This is a genomic window from Streptomyces sp. NPDC059201, assembly GCF_042754585.1.
GTDB lineage: Bacteria > Actinomycetota > Actinomycetes > Streptomycetales > Streptomycetaceae > Streptomyces.
On record NZ_JBHZBB010000002.1, the window covers coordinates 690,434 to 709,860 of the forward strand.

Here is a 19,427-nt window from a genome sequence, read left to right on the forward strand (position 1 = left end):
CGTGCGGCCCCGTTCTTGCCGCGCGTCGAGGCAACACCCGTACGTGGCACGCCTGTTCGCGCTGCCCTGCGGGCCCTTCACGCCACTCGCCTGTCCCGCCGGGAGATACCGCCATGTCCGCACGCCCGAACGCCGCCGCCCTCAACTCCTCCGCCGCCTCCGCCGTCGCCTCCGAAGAGTCCGCCGACGCCTGCTGCACCGGCCCGCTGCCCGTCCTCGGGCGTGACGTCACCGTCCCGCTCGTCACCGGCGGCGAGGTGAGCTACGCGGCCCTCGACTACGCGGCCAGCGCCCCCGCCCTCCAGCGCGTCTGGGACGACGTCGCCGCCTACGCCCCGTACTACGGCAGCGTCCACCGCGGCGCCGGCTACCTCTCCCAGCTCTCCACCGACCTCTTCGAGCAGAGCCGCGTCACCGTCGCCGAGTTCCTCGACTGCCGCGAGGGCGACCAGGTCGTCTTCACCCGCTCCACCACCGACTCGCTCAACCTGCTCGCCCAGGTGGTCCCCGCCGACTGCCAGGTCTTCGTCTTCGAGACCGAGCACCACGCCTCGCTGCTGCCGTGGCGCGACGCCCAGGTCACCTACCTCAACGCGCCGCGCACCCCCGCCCAGGCCGTCGAGACCCTGGAGCGCGCCCTCGCCGACCGCGACCCCTACGGCCCGGCCCTGGTCTGCGTCACCGGCGCCTCCAACGTGACCGGCGAGCTGTGGCCGGTGCGCGAACTCGCCGCCGCCGCCCACGCGCACGGCGCCCGGATCGTCCTCGACGCCGCGCAGCTCGCCCCCCACCACCCGGTCTCCGTGCGCGACCTGGACGTGGACTGGGTCGCCTTCTCCGGGCACAAGCTGTACGCGCCCTTCGGCTCCGGCGTCCTCGCGGGCCGCGCCGACTGGCTCCAGGCGGCCGAGCCCTACCTGGCCGGCGGCGGCGCCTCCCGTACCGTCGCCCGCCGCGCCGACGGTGGCGTGGACGTCGAGTGGCACACCACCGCGGCCCGCCACGAGGCCGGTTCCCCGAACGTCATCGGCGTCTACTCCATCGCCTCCGCCTGCAAGGCGCTGACCGAGGCCGGCTTCGACACCCTCGTCGCCCGCGAGCAGCGGCTCATCGACACCGTCCGCGCCGGGCTCGCCGAGGTCCCCGAGGTCCGCGTCCTCTCCCTCTTCGGCGACGACGCCCCGCGCGTCGGCGTCATCTCCTTCGTCGTCGACGGCTGGAACAGCTCGCACTTCGCCGCCGCCCTCTCCGCCGAGTACGGCATCGGCGTCCGCGACGGCCTCTTCTGCGCCCACCCGCTCGTCCGCACCCTCCTCGGCTCCGACGCCCAGGACCCGGGCGAGTGCGGCGCGCCCGAGCCTGCGGCCCCCGGCGAGCGGTCCCTCAACGCCATCCGAGTGAGCTTCGGCGCCGGTACGCCGGACGAGCACGTCGAGCGGTTCGTCGGCGCCGTGAAGGAGCTCGTCCGCGACGGCGCCCAGTGGAAGTACCGCACCGAGGACGGCCGCTGCGTGCCCGACCGCGGCTGAGAGCCCGGCCTCAGGCCGCGAGCCGGGTGCCCAACAGGACCATCCGCAGGGCCCGTTCGGCCGCGTCCGCGAGGAACTCGGCGCCCCGGTCGAGGGCTTCGGGCAGCGCCACCGGTGCGGGCAGGATCGAGCCGTAGGCGTCGACCCCGACCGCCCGCACCTCGTGGGCGCCCTGCCCGAGCGTCCCGGCCAGGGCGAGCACCGGCACCCCGTGGGCCTTGGCCCGGCGCGCCACCTCCGCCGGGACCTTGCCCCGCACGGTCTGCCCGTCCAGGGCGCCCTCCGCGGTGATCACCAGATCGGCGCGGGCCAGCCGGGCGTCCAGGTCCACATGGTCGAGCAGCACCTCGAAGCGGGGGAGCAGCCGGGCCTCGAGCGCCGCCAGCCCGGCGCCGAGCCCGCCCGAGGCGCCCGACCCCGGAGCCGTACCGATCGCGGGCGGCGCGCCCAGGTCCCGTACGAGCAGAGCGGCCCAGCGGTCCAGGGCCGCCGCCAGCTCCTCGACCCGCTCCGGGCGCGCGCCCTTCTGCGGGCCGAAGACCCGGGCGACGCCCCGCTCGCCGCAGAGCACGTTGTACGGATTGCAGGCCACGAGCAGCTCGGCCGCCGCCAGGCGGGGGTCGAGACCGGCCGGGTCGATCCGGTCCAGCCGCGTCAACGCGGCACCCCCCAGGGGGAGTTCGACTCCCTCGGCGTCCAGGAGCCGGGCGCCGAGGGCCTGGAGCGCACCCGCTCCGCCGTCCGAGGTGCCGGAGTCGCCGCAGCCGACGAGGATGCGGCGGGCTCCGGCGTCGAGCGCGGCCCGGATCAGTTCGCCCACGCCGTACGTGGTGGTGGCGCCCGGGTCGCGCCGGCCGGCCGGCACCAGGGAGAGGCCCGCCACGGCCGCCATCTCGACCACCGCGGAGGAGCGGTCGAGCAGCGCGAAGTGGGTCCTCACCGGGAGGCCGAGGGGGCCGGCCGCGACCCGGGGCAGCAGCCTGCCCCCGGTCGCGGCGGCCAGCGCCTGCGCGGTGCCCTCCCCGCCGTCGACCAGCGGGATCAGGTCGACGACGGCGTCCGGGCGGACCCGGCGCAGCCCCTCGGCGATGGCCTCTGCGGCCTCGGGCGCGGACAGGGACTCCTTGAAACCGCTGGGGGCGACGGCGATGTGAAGGCTCACGGCTGGGACTCCAGGAGGACGGGCACGCCGAGCAGCGGCCAGACGGCGAGGGCGAAGAGCAGCACCAGGGCGGCGCTGAGAGGTGCGAGCACGGCGGAGAGCCGCAGCAGGTCGCGCGGGGTGAAGGTGGGCACGCCGTCCGGTGGTTCGGCGAAGAGCGCGACCGGTTTCGCGGAGGCGGGCAGCGTCTGGCAGAACCCGGCGGCGGCCGTGGAGGCGAGCGCGGCGGCCACCGGGTTGATCCCGGCGCCGGCCGCCGCGGCCACCACCAGCGGCACGAGGACCGAGGAGCGGGCGGAGCGGGACTGGAGCACCAGATGGGCGGCGGTGCTCACGGCGACGACGACGGCGAGGAAGGCCCACGGGGGCACCCCGCCCGGCAGCCCGCCGACCAGCCATCCGGCCGCGCCGGACTCGACCAGGGCCACGCCCATCGCGGTCGTCGCCGCCATGAAGAGCAGCATCGGCCAGGGCACCGACGTCAGCCCGTCCTTCATCCGGACGGTGCCGAGGGCGGGGGAGGAGGCCACCACCGCGCCGATCAGCGCGACCACCGCGGGCGAGACCCCGTGCAGCGGCTCGGCGCACCAGAGCGCCACCACCGTGCAGAGCAGCAGCAGGCAGCGCTGCTCGGGCGGGGAGAGGGGGCCCGACACCGGGGTGGGGGAGTGCTCCTGGATCGCGGCCGGGGTGATCCGGACGGGTCCCGTCCGGTCCTCGCGGCGGGTGGTGGTGAGCAGGACCGCCTCCGCCGCCAGATGGGAGGAGACCACCGCGAGCGGCAGGCCGAGGACCAGCCAGCGCGCGAAGCCGATGCCCTCGCCCGTCTGCTCCAGGAGCACCCCGACCGTGATGAGGTGGGCGCCCGCGCCGATCAGGGTGGCGACCGCCGACAGCAGGATCACGGTGGGGAAGAGCAGGGCCAGCATCACCACGAGCCGGCGCCGTCCGGCGAGCGCGTGGGCGAGGGCGAGGAAGACCGGCAGGGCCAGCGCGGCCCGCCCGGAGGTGGCCGGGACGGCGAAGGCGGTGACGACAAGCGCGGCGGTGGTGACGTGGACCAACTGGCGTACGGACCGGGCCCCGGTGACCAGGAAGGCGGCCGCGCGGCCGGCGAGCCCGGTCCTGGTCACGGCCGCCGCGAGGACGAAGGCGCAGATCAGCAGCCAGACGGTGGCGTCGCCGAGGGTGGCGAAGAGGGTGTCGGCGCTGATCACTCCGGTGACGGTGAGGGCGAGCCCGGCGCCGAGCGCGATGTAGGTGTCGTCGACCGGGGCGGCGATCCAGGCGCAGGTCGCGAGGGCGAAGACGGCCAGGGTCAGCCGGGCCTCGCCGCCGAGACCGGGGGCGGTGCCGGGGACGGCGAGCACCGCGCAGGCGCTGAGCGCGAGGCAGAGCCAGACCGTCTGGCGGAGGGAGAGGTTCACGGGATCCACCCTCCGGGCGGCCGGTGAGTCGCCGATGAGCCCTCCATGAAGGAAGGTTCACGCAGCCCCCTTCACGCACCCCCGGTCGCGCGCCCCGCCTGTGCATGTCACGGCATCCGGTACCCCATGCCCCGTACCGTCTCCAGCCGCTCCGCGCCCAGCTTCTTCCGCAGCGCCCGGACGTAGACGTCCACGATGTTGGAGCCGGGATCGAAGTCGTACCCCCACACGTGGGAGAGGATCTGCTCCCGCGAGAGCACCTGCCCCGGGTGGCGCAGGAACAGCTCCAGGAGGACGAACTCACGGGCGGTCAGGTCCACCGTCCGGTCCCCGGAGCGGGCCCGCCGGGTGCGCAGGTCCAGGCCGAGGTCGCCGCTGCGCAGCACCGTGACCTCGGGGGCGCGGGCGGCGGTGCGCAGCCGCAGCCGGATCCGGGCGAGCAGCTCCTCGAAGCGGAAGGGCTTGGTCATCCAGTCGTCGGCGCCGCCCTCCAGGCCGGCCACCGTGTCGCGTACGGAGTCACGGGCCGTCAGGACCAGGACGGGGAGGGTCACCCGGGCCTCGCGCAGCTCGCGCAGGACGGTGAAGCCGTCCCGGCCGGGCAGGCCGATGTCGAGGACCATCAGGTCGAAGGCCCCGGTGAGCGCCAGGGCGAGCGCGGTGTCGCCGTCGGCGGCCACGGTGGTGGTGAAGCCGTTGGCGCGGAGCCCCTTCTCGACGAAGGAGGCGATGCGCTCCTCGTCCTCGGCGATCAGGACGCGGTTCATGGTCTCTCCTCTGCGCACCGAGGATTCACTCCTCGAAGACAAGTACGAAAGTGGCGCCGCCGCCCTCGGTCGGACGCAGCTCGACGGAGCCGCCCCGGTGCCCCTCGGCGATGGCCCGGACGATGGCGAGTCCGAGCCCGGCCCCGCTGGTGCGGGCGCCGCGCCGGGCGGTGCCGCGGCGGAAGCGCTCGAAGATCACCTCGGCGTCCGCCTCCTGCACGCCGGGGCCCCGGTCCGCCACGTACAGCTCGATCCGTCCGGCGGCGGCCCGGGAACCGATCGCGATCCGGGCGCCCGGCACGGTGTGCTGGACCGCGTTCTGCGCCAGTTGCACCATCGCCTGGGTGATCCGCTGGGCGTCGAGCGACGCCTCCCGGTCGGCCACCCCGTCGAGCACCCAGTCGCGGTCGCCCAGCGCCCTGGCCTTCACGAAGACGTCGGCGGTCAGCTCGCCCAGCTGCACCGGGCCGGTCCGCACGAAGTCCGGCCGCTCGGCCTTGGCGAGCAGCAGCAGGTCCTCCACGATCCGGCTCATCCGGTCCAGTTCGTCGGTGACGAGGCGGACGGTCTCCGCCCGCTCGGCCGGGTCGTCGCCCATCAGCTCCAGATGCCCGCGGACGATGGTGATCGGGGTCCGCAGCTCGTGCCCCGCGTCGTCCACGAACTGCCGCTGGCCCGCGAAGGCCCGCTCCAGCCGGTCCAGCATCGCGTTGAAGGTCTCGGCGAGCGCCGCGATGTCGTCCTTGCCCTGGACGGGGATCCGCTGGGTGAGGTCCCGCTCGGTCAGCTCGGCGGCGGTCGTCCGCACCACGCGTACGGGGGCGAGGATGCGGCCCGCGACCACCCAGCCGATGCCGGTGGTCAGTAGCAGAGCCACCCCGGATATGGCGAGCAGGATGCGGAACGCCTCGTCGGCGATGGCCTGCTGCCGGTCGGCGTGGAAGGCGACGACGAAGGCGGGACCAGGGCCGCCGGTCTCGATCGGCACCTTCGCCCACCGCACCTCGCCCTGCTTCCGGTCGATCCGCCCCGAGGACTCCGGCGCGGCGGCGATGGCGTCGAGCGCGGGCCGGTCGAGGTGGAGCGGCAGCGCGCTCGGTATGTCGCGGGACTGCCGGACGACCCGCGGCCCCGGCCCGCCGGTGCCGACCAGGCCGAGCAGCTCCTCGTCCGGGTCGGAGTACTGCCGGTGGAGGAAGACCCGCAGCAGCGCCTCGGGTTCGGTGAAGCCGCGGCCGGTCTCCGGGTCGACGCCCTGGGTCACGAAGGTGGCGAACTCCCCGGTCTCCTGGGTGAGCAGTTGGTTGATGCGGTGGTCGGCGTCCCGCAGCAGCAGGGTGCGGGTCACCACGGCGACCGCGGCGAGCGCGACGGCCATGACGAGCAGCAGCCAGAGCAGGATGCGGACGCGGGCGGAGAGACGGTGTTCGGTGCGCTTCACTCGTGATCGTCATCGTCGTCGTCGCCCGTGGTGGAGGGCCCGGGCACGACGGAGTCGGAGGGCGGGGGCGCCGAGGACGGGGAGCCGGTCGGCGACGGCGTGGCGGACCCGGTGGGCTTCGTGGGGGTCGGCGGGGTCGGCACGGTGGAGAGGTGCACGGCGGGCGGGACCCGGGGCGCCTCCGGCCGGTCGGTCAGCGCGTAGCTGGTCGCGGCGATGCCGAGCGGGACGGCCACGACGGCGACGAGGCCGGCCATGCGGTGGGTGAAGGACATGGCGCCAGGGTGGGGCGCGGAGGCGCGCCCCAGGATGAAGCCCGGATGAGGATTCCTTCATCCGGGCGCCACGACGACACGGGGCCGGGGCCAGGGTCGGTGCCGGGGTCGGTGCCGGAGCCGGGGCCAGGGCCGGCGGGGTCCCGGCTCAGGACTCCAGGCCGATGGCGAAGGCCGCCTCCAGGTCGTGCTGCGAGTACGTGCGGAAGGCGACGTGCGTGTCGGTGCCCTCGACGCCCGGGATCTTGCTGATCCGGCCGGGGATGATCTCGGCCAGGTCGTCGTGGCGGGGCACCCGGACCATCGCGATGAGGTCGTACGTACCCGTCACCGAGAAGACCTCGCTGACGTTGTCGAGCGCGGCGATGGACTCCGCGATCTCGGGGATGCGGTCCACGCTGGTCTTGATGAGGACGATCGCGGTGATCACGGCTGGCTGTCTCCCTCGGTCGCCGCTGCTGGGGTTTTCACTCTATCCCCACCTCGGAACCGCACCCAGGCGTAGAGGAAGCCGAGCGAGAACCCCACGACGTGCGCCAGATAGGCGACCCCGGGCCCCGCGCCCGCCGCCCGCGCCGCCAGCCACTGGAGCGTGAACCAGAACACGAGCACCGCCCAGGCCGGGAAGCGCAGCGGCAGGAAGAAGAGGAAGGGGAAGAGGCTGGTGACCCGGGAGCGCGGGAAGAGGAAGAGGAAGGCGCCGAGCACCGCCGAGATCGCCCCCGACGCCCCGACCAGCGTCTGCTCGCTGTCGGCGTGCGCGACCGCGTAGCCCAGCAGGGCGAGATAGCCGGTGCCCAGATAGAAGAGGGCGAACTCCGCGTGCCCCATCCGCTCCTCCGCCATCGCCCCGAAGACCCAGAGGAAGAGCATGTTGCCGAGCAGGTGGAGCCATCCGCCGTGCACGAAGAGGGCGGTGAAGGGGGTGAGCAGCGCGCCCGGATCGCCGCGCGTCAGCTCGGCCGGCACCACGCCCCACTTCCGGAAGTACGCGCTCTGCGCCGCGAGCACCTCGTCCCCGGTCCCGTACGACGGGTTCAGCCCGGAGACCGGGCTGACAATGAAGAGGAGACAGCAGGCGGCGATCAGTCCGTAGGTCACCGCGGGTCCGGTACGGACGCCCCGATAGGCGCCCAGGGCCGTGCCTCGCCAGTCGATCATGGACAGATCATGACCCAAGAGGGACGAAGTGGACAGAGTGCCTCGCCGGGCCGGGCGCCGTCCGGTGAGGCCGTAGGGTTACGGGATCGAGCACCGCAGTCCGACGGCGCACCGCGGCTCCGCACCTGGTACCACCACGAACAGGAAGAAGGACGGCGACCATGACGACGGTTCCCCTGCCGACCGACGAGACCCGCTGGCGCTGCACCCTGTGCGGCAATCTGACCCGCTTCGACGTGACGCGTTCGTCCAAGGTCGTCGAGTACGTCCATCTGGACCTGGCCGGGGAGCCGAAGGTCGAGGAGCGCGAGGTGCTCAGTGAGACCATCGAGTCGGTCCGCTGCCGCTGGTGCAACGCGGTGGACCAGATCGAACTGGTGGACAAGCCGGGCGTCGAGTCCTGACGGACGGCGCCGACGACAGTAGGGGTGACGGATCGTGGAGCAGCCCGCGCACGGTGACGAACCGGCCGGCGCGGCAGGTGACGCTGCCGAGACGCTCGACCATCCTCTGCCGGAGGGGGTACGGCGGCGGGTGATCGCGCTGGTCGCCGACGCCTTCGGCGGCCTGACCGTCGCCGAGCTGCCCGCCCCGCTGCGCCAGTACGCCCGCTTCACCGCGAGCCGCCGCGCCAAGTTCGCCGGCAACGCGATGGCCGCCGCCCTGGAGGGCGACACGCTCTTCCGGCAGCGGATCGGCGAACGGTTCAAGCAGTCCCAGCCGGAGCTGGCCGGAGCCGTGGAGACCGGCACCCCGCCCGCCGCCGCCGACCCCGTCGACGTGGCCGCGGCGGCGTACGTGCTCCGCCCGCCGGGCTGGGCCAAGCTGGTGGCCGCCGCCGGCGAGGAGGTCCAGCGCGCCGACGCCGAGCGCGCCGACGAGGCGGGCCGGCGCGAACTGGAGCGGCTCCGCGAGGAGCTGGCCGGCGCCCGCGACCGCACCAGGGGCGAGACCGAGCAGCTCCGGCACGACCTGGAGGCCGCCCGAAAGGAAGCGGAATCGCTTCACCGCAAGCTGCGCAGCGCGCAGAGCGACGTGAAGCGCGGCGAGGCGGCGCTGCGCCGGGCCCAGGCCGAGATGGAGGCCGCCCGCGCCGAGTCCGCCGCCCAGGTCTCCGCCGCCGAGAGCGAGTCGCGGCGGCTCAAGGCCCGGCTCGGCGAGGCCGAGGCGGCCCTGGAGGCGAGCCGCCGGGCCGCCCGCGAGGGGCGTTCGGTGGAGGACATGCGGCTGCGGCTGCTGCTCGACACCGTCCTCGACGCGGCCCAGGGGCTGCGGCGCGAACTCGCCCTGCCGCCCGTGTCGGTGCACCCGGCGGACACCGTGGACGCCGTGGAGCCGGGGCGGATGTCCCCGAAGGACATCGCGGCCCGCGCCCTGTCGGAGACCGATCCGGCCCTGCTCGACCAGTTGTTGGAGCTGCCGCAGACCCATCTGGTCGTCGACGGCTACAACGTCACCAAGACCGGCTACCCGACGATGCCGCTGGAGAAGCAGCGGCTGCGGCTGCTCGGCGGGCTCTCCGCCCTCGCGGCCCGCTCGGGCGCCGAGGTCACCTGCGTCTTCGACGGGGCGGAGCTGGCCGCGCCGGTGCTCCTCGCGCCGCCGCGCGGGGTGCGGGTGCTCTTCTCCAAGCCCGGTGTCACGGCCGACGAGTTGATCCGCCAGCTGGTGCGGGCGGAGCCGCCGGGCCGGCCGGTCGTCGTGGTCTCCACCGACCGCGAGGTGGCGGACGGCGTCGCGAAGGCCGGAGCGCGCCCGGTGGCGTCGGCTCTGCTCCTCAAGCGCCTTTCGCGGCTCTCGTAACGACTCACCCGGCTTGCAACTCTTGGGGTTTATGCCCGAATTCTGGAGGGCAGACGGTCAAGTGGCCGTCACGCGCCGTGTGATGCGTGTAAATAAAGTGGTGTGTGAGCGAGTTTTTTGCCATCGGGATTTGAACTGATCACAACTTGGTCACTAGGGTCGGGGCTCGAACCTTCGCGCGGTTGATCACCCATCAGGGCGGTCCGTGGAGGAACCGCCTGCCCCTGACCGGCCGGGCGGCTCTGAGGAAGAAGGAGCTCGCCTTCGTGGCGTCCCACCGTCGACCCAAGCAGCCGAGCCGCACCCGTGTGACCGTGCTCACCGCGACCGCGGCCGCCGCCGTCGCGTTCTCCGCCCAGACCGGTGCCCAGGCGGCCCCCAAGCCGAAGATCGACGAGGTCAAGTCGAAGGTCGACAAGCTGTACCACGAGGCCGAGGAGGCCACGGAGCAGCACAGCCTGGCCGAGGAGCGCCGCGGCAAGCTCCAGAAGGAGATCGGCCAGATCCAGGACCGGGTGGCGCGTGGTCAGCAGGAGCTGAACACCCTCCGGGACCAGATCGGTTCGGTCGCCAGCGCCCAGTACCGCTCCGGCGGCATCGACCCGGCGCTCCAGCTCTTCCTCTCGGCGAACCCGGACGACTACCTGGACAAGGCGTCCGCCATCGGCCGGGTCACCGACCAGCAGGCCGACGTCCTCGCCACCATCCAGGACAAGCAGCGCACCCTCGCCCAGCAGCGCGCCGAGGCCACTTCCAAGCTCGCCGACCTCGAAGAGGTCCGCAAGACGCTGGCCGAGAAGAAGCGCAAGGTCCAGGGCAAGCTCGCCGACGCCCGCGAGGTCCTCAACACCCTCACCGCCGAGGAGCGCGCCCGCATCCAGCAGGAGGAGCAGGAGAAGGCCGAGCGCGCCAGCCGCGCCGCCTCCGACCGCGTCGAGCTCGGCAACGAGGTCCCGGCCAGCGGCCTGGGCGCCGCCGCCCTCGCCAACGCCGCCACCCAGGTCGGCAAGCCGTACCAGTCCGGCGCCGAGGGCCCGTACGCCTACGACTGCTCCGGCCTGACGATGTGGGCCTACGGCAAGGCCGGCGCCCGCCTCACCCGCACCACGTACACCCAGCAGAACGACGGCACCAAGATCGGCCGCAGCCAGCTCCGCCCCGGCGACCTGGTCTTCTTCAACGGCCTGTCGCACGTCGGCCTGTACGCGGGCAACAACACGATCCTGCACGCCCCCAAGCCGGGCGCCAGCGTCCGCTACGAGTCGATGAACTACATGGGCACGTTCCAGTTCGGTGTCCGCATCGGCGGCTGACCCGCCCGGCATGCCGCCCGAACGGGTGGTTCGCCGCACGCTGAGCTGACCTGACGCCCCGCCGGTGACCTTGTGATCTCCGGCGGGGCGTCATTTTGTGTGCCCGGCGGCTTCGTTGGACGAGGGACGGGGAACGGCTACTGTCTGCCGCGCCAAGTCCGCACGAGCCGAACGGAGCGCGAGCCGTGGCCTCCCACCGCCGACCCGCCCGGGTCACCGTCCTGACCGCAGCCGCCGCGGCCACCGCGGCGGCCTCCCTCGGCGCCGTCCCCGCGACCGCCGACCCGGGCGCCGGCACCGAGGCCACCCGCGCCAAGGTCGACCGCCTCTACGAGGAGGCCGAGCGGGCCGCCGAGGGCTACAACCAGGCGGACGAGAAGGCGGACGCGCTGCGGCGCAAGGTCGCCCAGGCCCAGGACAGCCTCGCCCGCGGCCAGGAGCGCATCAACCGGATGCGGGGCGCGCTCGGCGCGCTCGCCGGCGCCCAGTACCGCTCCGGCGGCCTCGACCCGGCCCTGGTCCTGCTGCTCTCCTCCGACCCGGACAGCTACCTCGACCGCGCCTCCGCCCTCGACCGGGTCACCGCCCGGCAGACCGCCGCCCTCACCGAGCTCCAGCGCGAGCGCCGCCGGCTCGACCAGGAGCGCGCCGAGGCCCGGACCGCCCTCGGCGAGTTGGAGCGGAGCCGCGCGGAGGTGGCCCGCCACAAGCGGTCGGTCGAGGGGAAGCTCGCCGAGGCCCGCCGGGTCCTCGCCTCCCTCACCGCCGCCGAGCGCGCCGACTACGAGCGGGCCTCCCGCTCCGGCGGACGCTCCGGCGGCCCGGCCGAGGAGCTGCCGCCGCAGGCCGACCTCGGCCCCGCCGACTCGCGGGCCGCCGCCGCGGTGCTCGCCGCCCGCAGCGCCGTCGGCAAGCCGTACGTCTGGGGCTCGACCGGCCCCACGGGCTTCGACTGCTCGGGGCTGATGGTCTGGTCGTACCGGCAGGCCGGGATGAGCCTGCCGCGCACCTCGGCCGCCCAGCGGCACGCGGGCCGGCAGGTGCCGCTCTCCCAGGCGCAGCCCGGGGACCTCGTCACGTACCGCGGCGATGCCAGCCACGTCGCCATCTACGCCGGGAACGGCCAGGTCATCCACGCCCCCTACCCCGGCGCCCGGGTCCGCTACGACCCGGTGAACATGATGTCCCACGTGACCGTCACCCGCCCCTGAGACCCCGCTCCGGGGCGGGGTCCAGGAGCTCCGCCGCGGCTCCGGGAGGCGCGACCCCGTCACCCTTCCGTACGATCTGAGGCGTGGTGGAACAGGGGTGCGGCGCGCGACGGCCGGGGGGAGCGCTGCTCGCCCTGCTCCTCGCGCTCGCCGCGCTCGTCGGCTGCGGCACCGCCGCCCGGCCCGCCGACCCGGCCCTTCGCGAGGTGCAGGCCCTCCTGGACCGGCACGCCGAGGCCCTCCTCGACCGGGACGAGACCGCCTGGCTCGCCGCCGCCGATCCCTCCCACCGGGCCGCCGCGCGGAGCGAGTACCGCAGGCTCGCCCAGGTCCCGCTCGCCGGGTGGAGCTACCGCGTCACCTCCGTCGACCGGACCGGCGAGGGCCGCCTCACCGCCCGCGTCGAACGCGGCCACCGGGTCGAGGGGTACGACCCCGGCCCCCTCGCGAGCGAGCGGGTCATGGACCTCGCCGAGCGGGACGGACGCTGGTACGTGACCGGCGAGCGGCCAGCCGAGGGCGCCCCGGTACGGCTCTGGGAGCAGGGCGAGGTCACCGCGGTGCGCGGCGCCCGCTCGCTCGTCCTCGGCGTCGGCCAGGACCGGGAGCGGCTGGCCGAGATCGCCCGGCTCGCCGACCGGGCCGTGCCCGCCGTCGACGCGGTCTGGAGCGAGGACTGGGCCCGCCGGGTGCTGGTCCTCGTCCCCGCCTCCCTCGACGGCATGGGCGGTCTGCTCGCGGTGGACGGCTCGCAGTACCGGGGGATCGCGGCGGTCACCACCGGGGAGACCACGCGGCGCGCCGACGCGCCCGCGGACCGGGTGATCGTCAACCCGGAGGCGTACGGGGTGCTCGGCGCCTTCGGCCGGGAGGTGATCCTCACCCACGAGACCGTCCACGTCGCGACCCGCGCCCACACCTCGGCGTCCACCCCGGTCTGGCTCTCCGAGGGCTTCGCCGACTGGGCCGCCTACCGGGGCGGCGACCGCACCCCCGCCCAGGCCGCCCCCGAGCTGCGGCGGGCCGTCCGGGCCGGCGACCTGCCCGCCGCCCTCCCCGAGGACGCCGACTTCGGCTTCGAGGGCGACGGCGAGGCCCTGGCCCGCGCCTACGAGAGCGGCTGGCTGGCCTGCGCGATGATCGCCGACCGCTGGGGCGAGGACCGCCTGACCGCCTTCTACCGCGAGATCGGCGCCCACCCCGGCCGCGACGGCGCCCTGGAGAACGCCCTCCGGAAGGTGCTGGACACGACCCCGGAGCAGTTCACGGCGGACTGGCGGACGTACCTCAAGGAGAAGCTGGCCTAGGGCCTGGCCCCGCCCGCGCGGCTCAGGCCGAGCGGGTGAGGACCTTCTCGGGTTCCGGCTGGTCCGAGGGGACCGGGATGACCGTGCCGGCCTCGGTGACCGTGTGCTTCCAGAGGATCCGGCAGGCCATCAGGGTCGCCGCGATCAGCAGGCCGTTGCGCAGGAACAGCACGCCGATGCCCAGCCAGTCGCTCTGCGTCACGTGGGAGAACCAGACCGGGAACTCGAACTGCGTCACCGCGGTCGCCCACAGGATCAGGTACGCGGGCGTCCGCATCCGGCTCGACCGGTACACGAGGCAGACGGCCGCGACCCCGACCAGCCAGATCATGTACTGGGGGGAGATCACCCGGCTCGTCGCGGTGAAGAGCAGGACCGCCACGAAGGCCGCGTCCGCCACCGTCGAGGAGGTGAAGCGGCGCGCCTTGAAGCGCCACAGCAGCAGCCAGCCGAAGGCGGCCACGGTCAGCGCCATCGCGCCCTTCGACACCCAGGAGACGTACGGGCCGAGGAACTCGATCGAGCCGTAGTTCATCCGCGCCTCGCCGTCCCAGCCGAAGTGCCGGGCGATGTGGAAGACCATCGCGCCCAGCGACTCGACCTCGGTGCCCCGCTCGCTCTGGAAGGAGAGGAAGGCAAGGCCGCCCGGCATCCAGGCCATGCACAGCGCCAGCACGCCCGCCGCCGTCCCGGCCGCCACCGGCCAGGAGCGCCAGGTCGCCCGGCCCTTCGGGGTGCCCGCCAGGATCAGCGCCGGCCACACCTTCAGCACCGCGCCGAAACCGGCCATCGCGCCCAGCACCCGCGGGCTGCGGATCGCGGCGAGCAGACCCGCCACGGCGACCGCGGTGACCATGATGTCGTAGCGGGCGTACGCGGTCGGGCCCATCAGCGGCACCGCCGCCAGCCACAGCCACGCGCCCCGCATCGTCCGGCCCGGCCGGCCGCCCGTGTGCACCAGGAGCCCGAAGACGAAGGCGTCGCAGAGCAGGGCCAGCAGGAAGAACGCGGCAGAGTAGCCGAGGAAGGGCACCAGGGCGGGGGAGAGGATCGCGAGGGCGGCCGCCGGCGGGTACTGCCAGGTGACGTCGTCCTGCGGGTACGTGCCGGTCTTCAGGACCTCGTACCAGCTCTGGTAGATCTGCTCCACGTCGCTGGTCACGTCCGGGCCGGGTACGACCACGATCTTGAAGACGCACACCAGCAGGATGATTCTGGTCAGCGCCCACAGCCCGAGCGGCAGACGCAACTCCCGCAGCCGTGCAGCCGTGCGTGAGCCGATCTCCACTGCGCCCGTCATACCTGTCCTGTTCCTGTCCTGTCGGTCCGCTCGCGCGGAAGGGGGTGGTGCCGGGCGAAGGGTGCGATCGCGTGCCATCACGTACTGTCTGTCACGATGCACAAGACCCTGATCGTAACGAACGACTTCCCGCCGCGTCCCGGCGGAATCCAGGCGTTCCTGCACAACATGGCGTTGCGACTGGACCCTGACCGGCTCGTGGTCTACGCCTCCACGTGGAAGCGAGGCCGCGAAGGGGCGGAGGCCACCGCACTGTTCGACGCTGAACAGCCTTTCACGGTTGTCCGGGACCGCACCACCATGCTGTTGCCTACGCCACGTGTGACCGCCAGGGCGACCGCGCTGCTGCGCGAACACGGCTGTGAATCGGTCTGGTTCGGCGCCGCCGCGCCGCTCGGCCTGATGGCGCCCGCGCTGCGCCGGGCCGGCGCGAAGCGGCTGGTGGCCACCACCCACGGGCACGAGGCCGGCTGGGCGCAGCTGCCCGCCGCCCGGCAGCTGCTGCGGCGGATCGGCGAGGGCACCGACACGATCACGTACCTCGGGGAGTACACCCGCTCCCGGATCGCCTCGGCCCTCACCCCGGCCGCCGCGGGCCGCATGGTGCAGCTGCCGCCCGGCGTCGACGAGAAGACCTTCCACCCCGGCTCCGGCGGCGACGAGGTCCGGGCCCGGCTCGGCCTCACCGACCGCCCGGTCGTGGTCTGCGTCTCCCGTCTCGTCCCGCGCAAGGGCCAGGACACCCTGATCCGCGCCCTGCCGCGGATCCTGCGGCGGGTGCCGGACGCGGTCCTGCTGATCGTCGGCGGCGGCCCGTACGAGAAGGACCTGCGGAGGCTCGCCGCCGAGACGGGCGTCGCCGCCTCCGTCCGCTTCACCGGCGCCGTCCCCTGGTCGGAGCTCCCCGCCCACTACGGCGCGGGCGACGTCTTCGCCATGCCCTGCCGCACCCGGCGCGGCGGTCTCGACGTCGAGGGCCTCGGCATCGTCTACCTGGAGGCGTCGGCGACCGGTCTCCCGGTCGTCGCCGGCGACTCCGGCGGCGCCCCCGACGCCGTCCTCGACGGCGAGACCGGCTGGGTCGTCCGGGGCGAGTCCGCGGAGGAGACCGCCGACCGCGTCACCGCCCTCCTCCTCGACCCGGAGCTCCGCGCCCGCATGGGCGAGCGGGGCCGCGCCTGGGTGGAGGAGAAGTGGCGTTGGGACCTGCTGGCGGAGCGGCTCAGAGAGCTGCTGTGAGACAGGCATGAGGGAGGCGCCCGGCGCACGCGCCGGGCCCCTCCCTCATGGCCTCACTTGCTGTAGAGCGCCTCGATCTCGTCGGCGAAGTCCTTCGCCACCACGTTCCGCTTCAGCTTCAGCGACGGGGTGATGTGGCCCGCCTCCTCGGTGAACTGGGACGCCAGGACGCGGAACTTGCGGACCGACTCCGCCTTGGAGACCGCCGCGTTGCCGTCGTCGATCGCCCGCTGGACCTCGGCGATGAGCTCCGGGTCGTCCCGCAGGGTGGCGGCGGTGACGCCGGCCGGCTTGCCGTGCTCGCTCGCCCAGCGGCCCAGGAACTCCTCGTCGAGGGTGACCAGCGCGCCGACGAACGGGCGCCCGTCGCCGACCACCATGCACTCCGCGACCAGCGCGTGCGCGCGGATCCGGTCCTCGATGACCGCCGGGGCGACGTTCTTGCCGCCCGCCGTCACCAGGATCTCCTTCTTGCGGCCGGTGATCGCGAGGTAGCCGTCCTCGTCGAGGGTGCCGATGTCCCCGGTGTGGAACCAGCCGTCGGCCAGCGCCTCGGCCGTCGCCGCCTCGTTGTTCCAGTACCCCGTGAAGATGTGCTCGCCGTGCAGCAGCACCTCGCCGTCGTCCGCGATCCGCACCACGGAGCCCGGCAGCGGCTGGCCCACCGTGCCGATCTTCGGGCGGTCCCACGGGTTGAAGGCGGTCGCCGCGCAGGACTCCGTCAGGCCGTAGCCCTCCAGGACGGTGAAGCCGATGCCGCGGAAGAAGTGGCCGAGCCGCTCGCCCAGCGGTGCGCCGCCGGAGATCGCGTACTCGCCCCGCCCGCCGAGGACCGCGCGCAGCTTCGCGTACACGAGCTTGTCGAAGACCTTGTGCTTGAGCCGCAGGCCGAGGGACGGGCCGCGCGGGGTGGCGAGGGCGCGGCTGTAGGCGATGGCCGTGTGCGCGGCCTTGTCGAAGATCCTGCCCTTGCCGTCGGCCTGCGCCTTGGCCCGCGCCGAGTTGTAGACCTTCTCGAAGACGCGCGGGACGCCCAGGATCAGCGTCGGGCGGAAGGAGGCCAGCTCGTCCGTGAGGGTCTTGATGTCCGGGAGGCAGCCCAGGCGGATCGGGGCCATCACCGAGGCCACCTCGATCAGCCGGCCGAAGACGTGCGCGGCGGGGAGGAAGAGGAGCACCGAGGACTCGCCGGTACGGAAGAGCGGCTTCAGGCGCTCCACCACGTTGCCGCACTCGGCGAAGAACGCCCGGTGCGTCAGCACACAGCCCTTGGGGCGGCCCGTCGTGCCCGAGGTGTAGACGATCGTCGCCGGGTCGTCCGCGTTCGCCGCCGACATCCGCGCGTCCAGCGTCGCGTCCGCGACCTCCGCGCCGGCGGCGGTCAGCGCGGCGATCGCGCCGTCCTCGATCTGCCACAGCCCCTTGAGGGCCGGCAGCCCGTCCCGTACGGACTCCACCGACGCCTGGTGCGCCGCGGACTCCACGACGGCCACCGAGGCGCCCGAGTCGCCGAGGATCCACTGGATCTGCTCCGGCGAGCTGGTCTCGTACACCGGCACGGTCACCGCGCCCGCGCTCCAGATCGCGAAGTCGAGCAGCACCCACTCGTAGCGGGTGCGGGAGAGCAGCGCGACGCGGTCGCCGACCCCGACCCCGGCGGCGATCAGGCCCTTGGCGGCCCCGCGGACCTCGGCGAGGAACTCCTTGGCGGTGACGTCCGTCCACCCGCCGTCGACCTTGCGGCCCATCACGGCGACGTCTGGGTGCTGGGAGGCGTTGCGGCGGATGAGATCCGTCAGGTTGCCGTCCGAAGGGACCTCGTACAGGGCCGGAAGGCTGAACTCGCGCAAGACTGCTGCTCCTCATCGGGCTCCGGTGCCACGGCTCTGTGTGACGCACCGGTGCGGTCCATGATCGGGCAGGTGCTCGGTGGGGGTGAGCACGACTGTGGACTGCCCGGACGTTACCCACCAGTACGTGGTTCCCGATAGGGGGTCCCGGCCAGATGTTCCGTGCGTCACACCAGCGTGACGCCACTCTCCGCACAGTAATCCACAGCTTTCCCGACTCCCAAGTAACCGCAGGTCCGACGGCCTAAGGTGGGGCACATGCGAGTCCACGTGGTCAGCGACGTGCACGGCAACACCGACGCCCTCGCCCGGGCGGGGGACGGTGCCGACGCCCTCATATGCCTCGGCGACCTGGTCCTCTTCCTCGACTACGCCGACCACAGCCGGGGCATCTTCCCCGACCTCTTCGGCGTGGCGAACGCCGACCGGCTCGTCGAGCTGCGCACCGCCCGCCGCTTCGACGAGGCCCGTGACCTGGGCCGCAGCCTCTGGGCCGGACTCGCCGTCGACCGCGAGACCGCCATCGAGTCCGCCGTCCGCCGCCAGTACGCCGAACTCTTCGCCGCCCTCCCCACCCCCACGTACGCCACCTACGGCAACGTCGACATCCCCACCCTCTGGTCCGAGTACGCCGGTCCCGGCACCACCGTCCTCGACGGACAGCGGATCGAGCTCGGCGGCCTCGTCTTCGGCTTCGTCGGCGGCGGCCTGCGTACCCCCATGCTCCCCCGAGCTCTCAACTCCGTTCGAGCAGGGGGGACCCCCATCCCGTACGAGATCCCGGACGAGGAGTACGCCGCCAAGGTCGAGGCCCTCGGCGAGGTCGACGTCCTCTGCTCCCACATCCCGCCGGACGTCCCCGAGCTCACCTACGACACCGTCGCCCGCCGCTTCGAGCGCGGCAGCCGCGCCCTCCTCGACGCCCTCCACCGCACCCGCCCCCGCTACTCCCTCTTCGGCCACGTCCACCAGCCGCTGGCCCGCCGGATGCGGATCGGCGCCACCGAGTGCGTGAACGTCGGGCACTTCGCCGCGACCGGCCGCCCCTTCGCCCTGGAGTGGTGACGGGGCCGGCACGGGGGCGCGATAGCCTTCCCCCGGCACGTGTCCGTGCCGCTTGACTTCCGCCGGACCGCACAGTGGAGGAGCCACCGCGATGGCCGAACACACCAGCTCGAGCATCACCATCGAGGCGGCGCCGGCCGACGTCATGGGTGTGATCGCCGACTTCGCCCGCTACCCCGACTGGACCGGCGAGGTCACCCAGGCCGAGGTCCTCGCGACCGACGACACCGGCCGCGCCGAGAAGGTCCGGCTCGTTCTCGACGCCGGCGCCATCAAGGACGACCACACCCTCGCGTACACCTGGACCGGCTCCGACGAGGTCAGCTGGACCCTGGTGAAGTCCCAGATGCTCCGCTCCCTCGACGGCTCCTACCGGCTCACCCCGCTCGCCGGCGACCGCACCCAGGTCACCTACCAGCTCACCGTCGACGTCAAGATCCCCATGCTCGGCATGATCAAGCGCAAGGCCGAGAAGGTCATCATCGACCGCGCCCTCGCCGGCCTGAAGAAGCGCGTGGAGTCCCAGGTCTGAGCCCCGGGCACCGGGAGACCGGCCCCCGGCCCCCGGCGGGCCCGC

At 73.8% G+C, this 19,427-nt stretch carries 18 protein-coding genes; 9 read left to right on the top strand and 9 right to left on the bottom strand.

The genetic code is table 11. The features are described 5' to 3' along the window. The first annotated feature begins 113 nt into the window (after positions 1–113). Positions 114–1,529, top strand: coding sequence for an aminotransferase class V-fold PLP-dependent enzyme (locus ACFXMG_RS08950; protein WP_383823267.1), 1,416 nt, complete (start codon positions 114–116; stop codon positions 1,527–1,529). A 10-nt stretch (positions 1,530–1,539) separates the two neighbouring features. Here the strand turns inward: ACFXMG_RS08950 and ACFXMG_RS08955 are convergent, their stop codons facing one another. The 7 genes from ACFXMG_RS08955 to ACFXMG_RS08985 form a co-directional block, all read right to left on the bottom strand. After that, positions 1,540–2,691: a glycerate kinase gene (locus ACFXMG_RS08955; RefSeq protein ID WP_383823269.1), complete on the bottom strand. Its 1,152-nt coding sequence runs from the start codon at positions 2,689–2,691 to the stop codon at positions 1,540–1,542. Beyond that, positions 2,688–4,118, bottom strand: a complete 1,431-nt coding sequence (locus ACFXMG_RS08960) for an SLC13 family permease (protein ID WP_383823271.1) — start codon at positions 4,116–4,118, stop codon at positions 2,688–2,690. Before ACFXMG_RS08960 ends, ACFXMG_RS08955 begins: the two co-directional genes overlap by 4 nt. Before the next feature lie 107 nt (positions 4,119–4,225). Next, a complete protein-coding gene (locus ACFXMG_RS08965; protein ID WP_383823274.1) occupies positions 4,226–4,885 on the bottom strand; it encodes a response regulator transcription factor in 660 nt (219 codons plus the stop codon). A 25-nt stretch (positions 4,886–4,910) separates the two neighbouring features. Next, the gene (locus ACFXMG_RS08970) at positions 4,911–6,263 is read right to left on the bottom strand and encodes a sensor histidine kinase (protein ID WP_383823376.1); all 1,353 of its coding nucleotides are present in this window, start codon (positions 6,261–6,263) and stop codon (positions 4,911–4,913) included. Between the two features lie 59 nt (positions 6,264–6,322). Then, positions 6,323–6,601, bottom strand: a complete 279-nt coding sequence (locus ACFXMG_RS08975; RefSeq protein WP_383823277.1) for a small hydrophilic protein — start codon at positions 6,599–6,601, stop codon at positions 6,323–6,325. 148 nt (positions 6,602–6,749) lie between these two features. Continuing rightward, a complete protein-coding gene (locus ACFXMG_RS08980; protein WP_383823279.1) occupies positions 6,750–7,031 on the bottom strand; it encodes an Lrp/AsnC family transcriptional regulator in 282 nt (93 codons plus the stop codon). Further along, on the bottom strand, positions 7,028–7,762 hold the full coding sequence (locus ACFXMG_RS08985) for a rhomboid family intramembrane serine protease (protein ID WP_383823282.1): 735 nt from the start codon (positions 7,760–7,762) through the stop codon (positions 7,028–7,030). Before ACFXMG_RS08985 ends, ACFXMG_RS08980 begins: the two co-directional genes overlap by 4 nt. Before the next feature lie 161 nt (positions 7,763–7,923). Here ACFXMG_RS08985 and ACFXMG_RS08990 point away from each other — a divergent pair, with 161 nt between their 5' ends. The 5 genes from ACFXMG_RS08990 to ACFXMG_RS09010 all read left to right on the top strand — a co-directional run bounded on the left by ACFXMG_RS08990 (position 7,924) and on the right by ACFXMG_RS09010 (position 13,396). Then, on the top strand, positions 7,924–8,166 hold the full coding sequence (locus tag ACFXMG_RS08990; protein WP_031006997.1) for a hypothetical protein: 243 nt from the start codon (positions 7,924–7,926) through the stop codon (positions 8,164–8,166). Between the two features lie 34 nt (positions 8,167–8,200). Beyond that, positions 8,201–9,565, top strand: coding sequence for an NYN domain-containing protein (locus ACFXMG_RS08995; protein ID WP_383823286.1), 1,365 nt, complete (start codon positions 8,201–8,203; stop codon positions 9,563–9,565). Between the two features lie 266 nt (positions 9,566–9,831). Next, on the top strand, positions 9,832–10,878 hold the full coding sequence (locus tag ACFXMG_RS09000) for an NlpC/P60 family protein (RefSeq protein WP_383823288.1): 1,047 nt from the start codon (positions 9,832–9,834) through the stop codon (positions 10,876–10,878). A 185-nt stretch (positions 10,879–11,063) separates the two neighbouring features. After that, complete coding sequence (locus ACFXMG_RS09005; RefSeq protein ID WP_383823291.1) at positions 11,064–12,089, top strand: NlpC/P60 family protein; 1,026 nt, start codon at positions 11,064–11,066, stop codon at positions 12,087–12,089. An 83-nt stretch (positions 12,090–12,172) separates the two neighbouring features. Further along, complete coding sequence (locus tag ACFXMG_RS09010; RefSeq protein ID WP_383823294.1) at positions 12,173–13,396, top strand: hypothetical protein; 1,224 nt, start codon at positions 12,173–12,175, stop codon at positions 13,394–13,396. A 22-nt stretch (positions 13,397–13,418) separates the two neighbouring features. On the opposite strand, the gene ACFXMG_RS09015 is transcribed toward ACFXMG_RS09010, so the two are convergent. Further along, positions 13,419–14,696, bottom strand: coding sequence for a glycosyltransferase 87 family protein (locus ACFXMG_RS09015; RefSeq protein ID WP_383823297.1), 1,278 nt, complete (start codon positions 14,694–14,696; stop codon positions 13,419–13,421). A 96-nt stretch (positions 14,697–14,792) separates the two neighbouring features. On the opposite strand from ACFXMG_RS09015, the gene ACFXMG_RS09020 reads away from it, so the two are divergent. Further along, the gene (locus tag ACFXMG_RS09020; RefSeq protein ID WP_383823300.1) at positions 14,793–15,935 is read left to right on the top strand and encodes a glycosyltransferase family 4 protein; all 1,143 of its coding nucleotides are present in this window, start codon (positions 14,793–14,795) and stop codon (positions 15,933–15,935) included. Positions 15,936–15,988: 53 nt separating this feature from the next. Here the strand turns inward: ACFXMG_RS09020 and ACFXMG_RS09025 are convergent, their stop codons facing one another. Beyond that, a complete protein-coding gene (locus tag ACFXMG_RS09025) occupies positions 15,989–17,785 on the bottom strand; it encodes an AMP-dependent synthetase/ligase (RefSeq protein WP_383823302.1) in 1,797 nt (598 codons plus the stop codon). A 258-nt stretch (positions 17,786–18,043) separates the two neighbouring features. Here ACFXMG_RS09025 and ACFXMG_RS09030 point away from each other — a divergent pair, with 258 nt between their 5' ends. Further along, positions 18,044–18,850 carry a metallophosphoesterase gene (locus ACFXMG_RS09030; protein WP_383823304.1) on the top strand — a complete coding sequence of 269 codons (807 nt, stop codon included), beginning with the start codon at positions 18,044–18,046 and terminating at the stop codon, positions 18,848–18,850. A gap of 91 nt (positions 18,851–18,941) precedes the next feature. Then, positions 18,942–19,382, top strand: a complete 441-nt coding sequence (locus tag ACFXMG_RS09035) for an SRPBCC family protein (RefSeq protein WP_383823305.1) — start codon at positions 18,942–18,944, stop codon at positions 19,380–19,382. Positions 19,383–19,427: the final 45 nt, after the last annotated feature.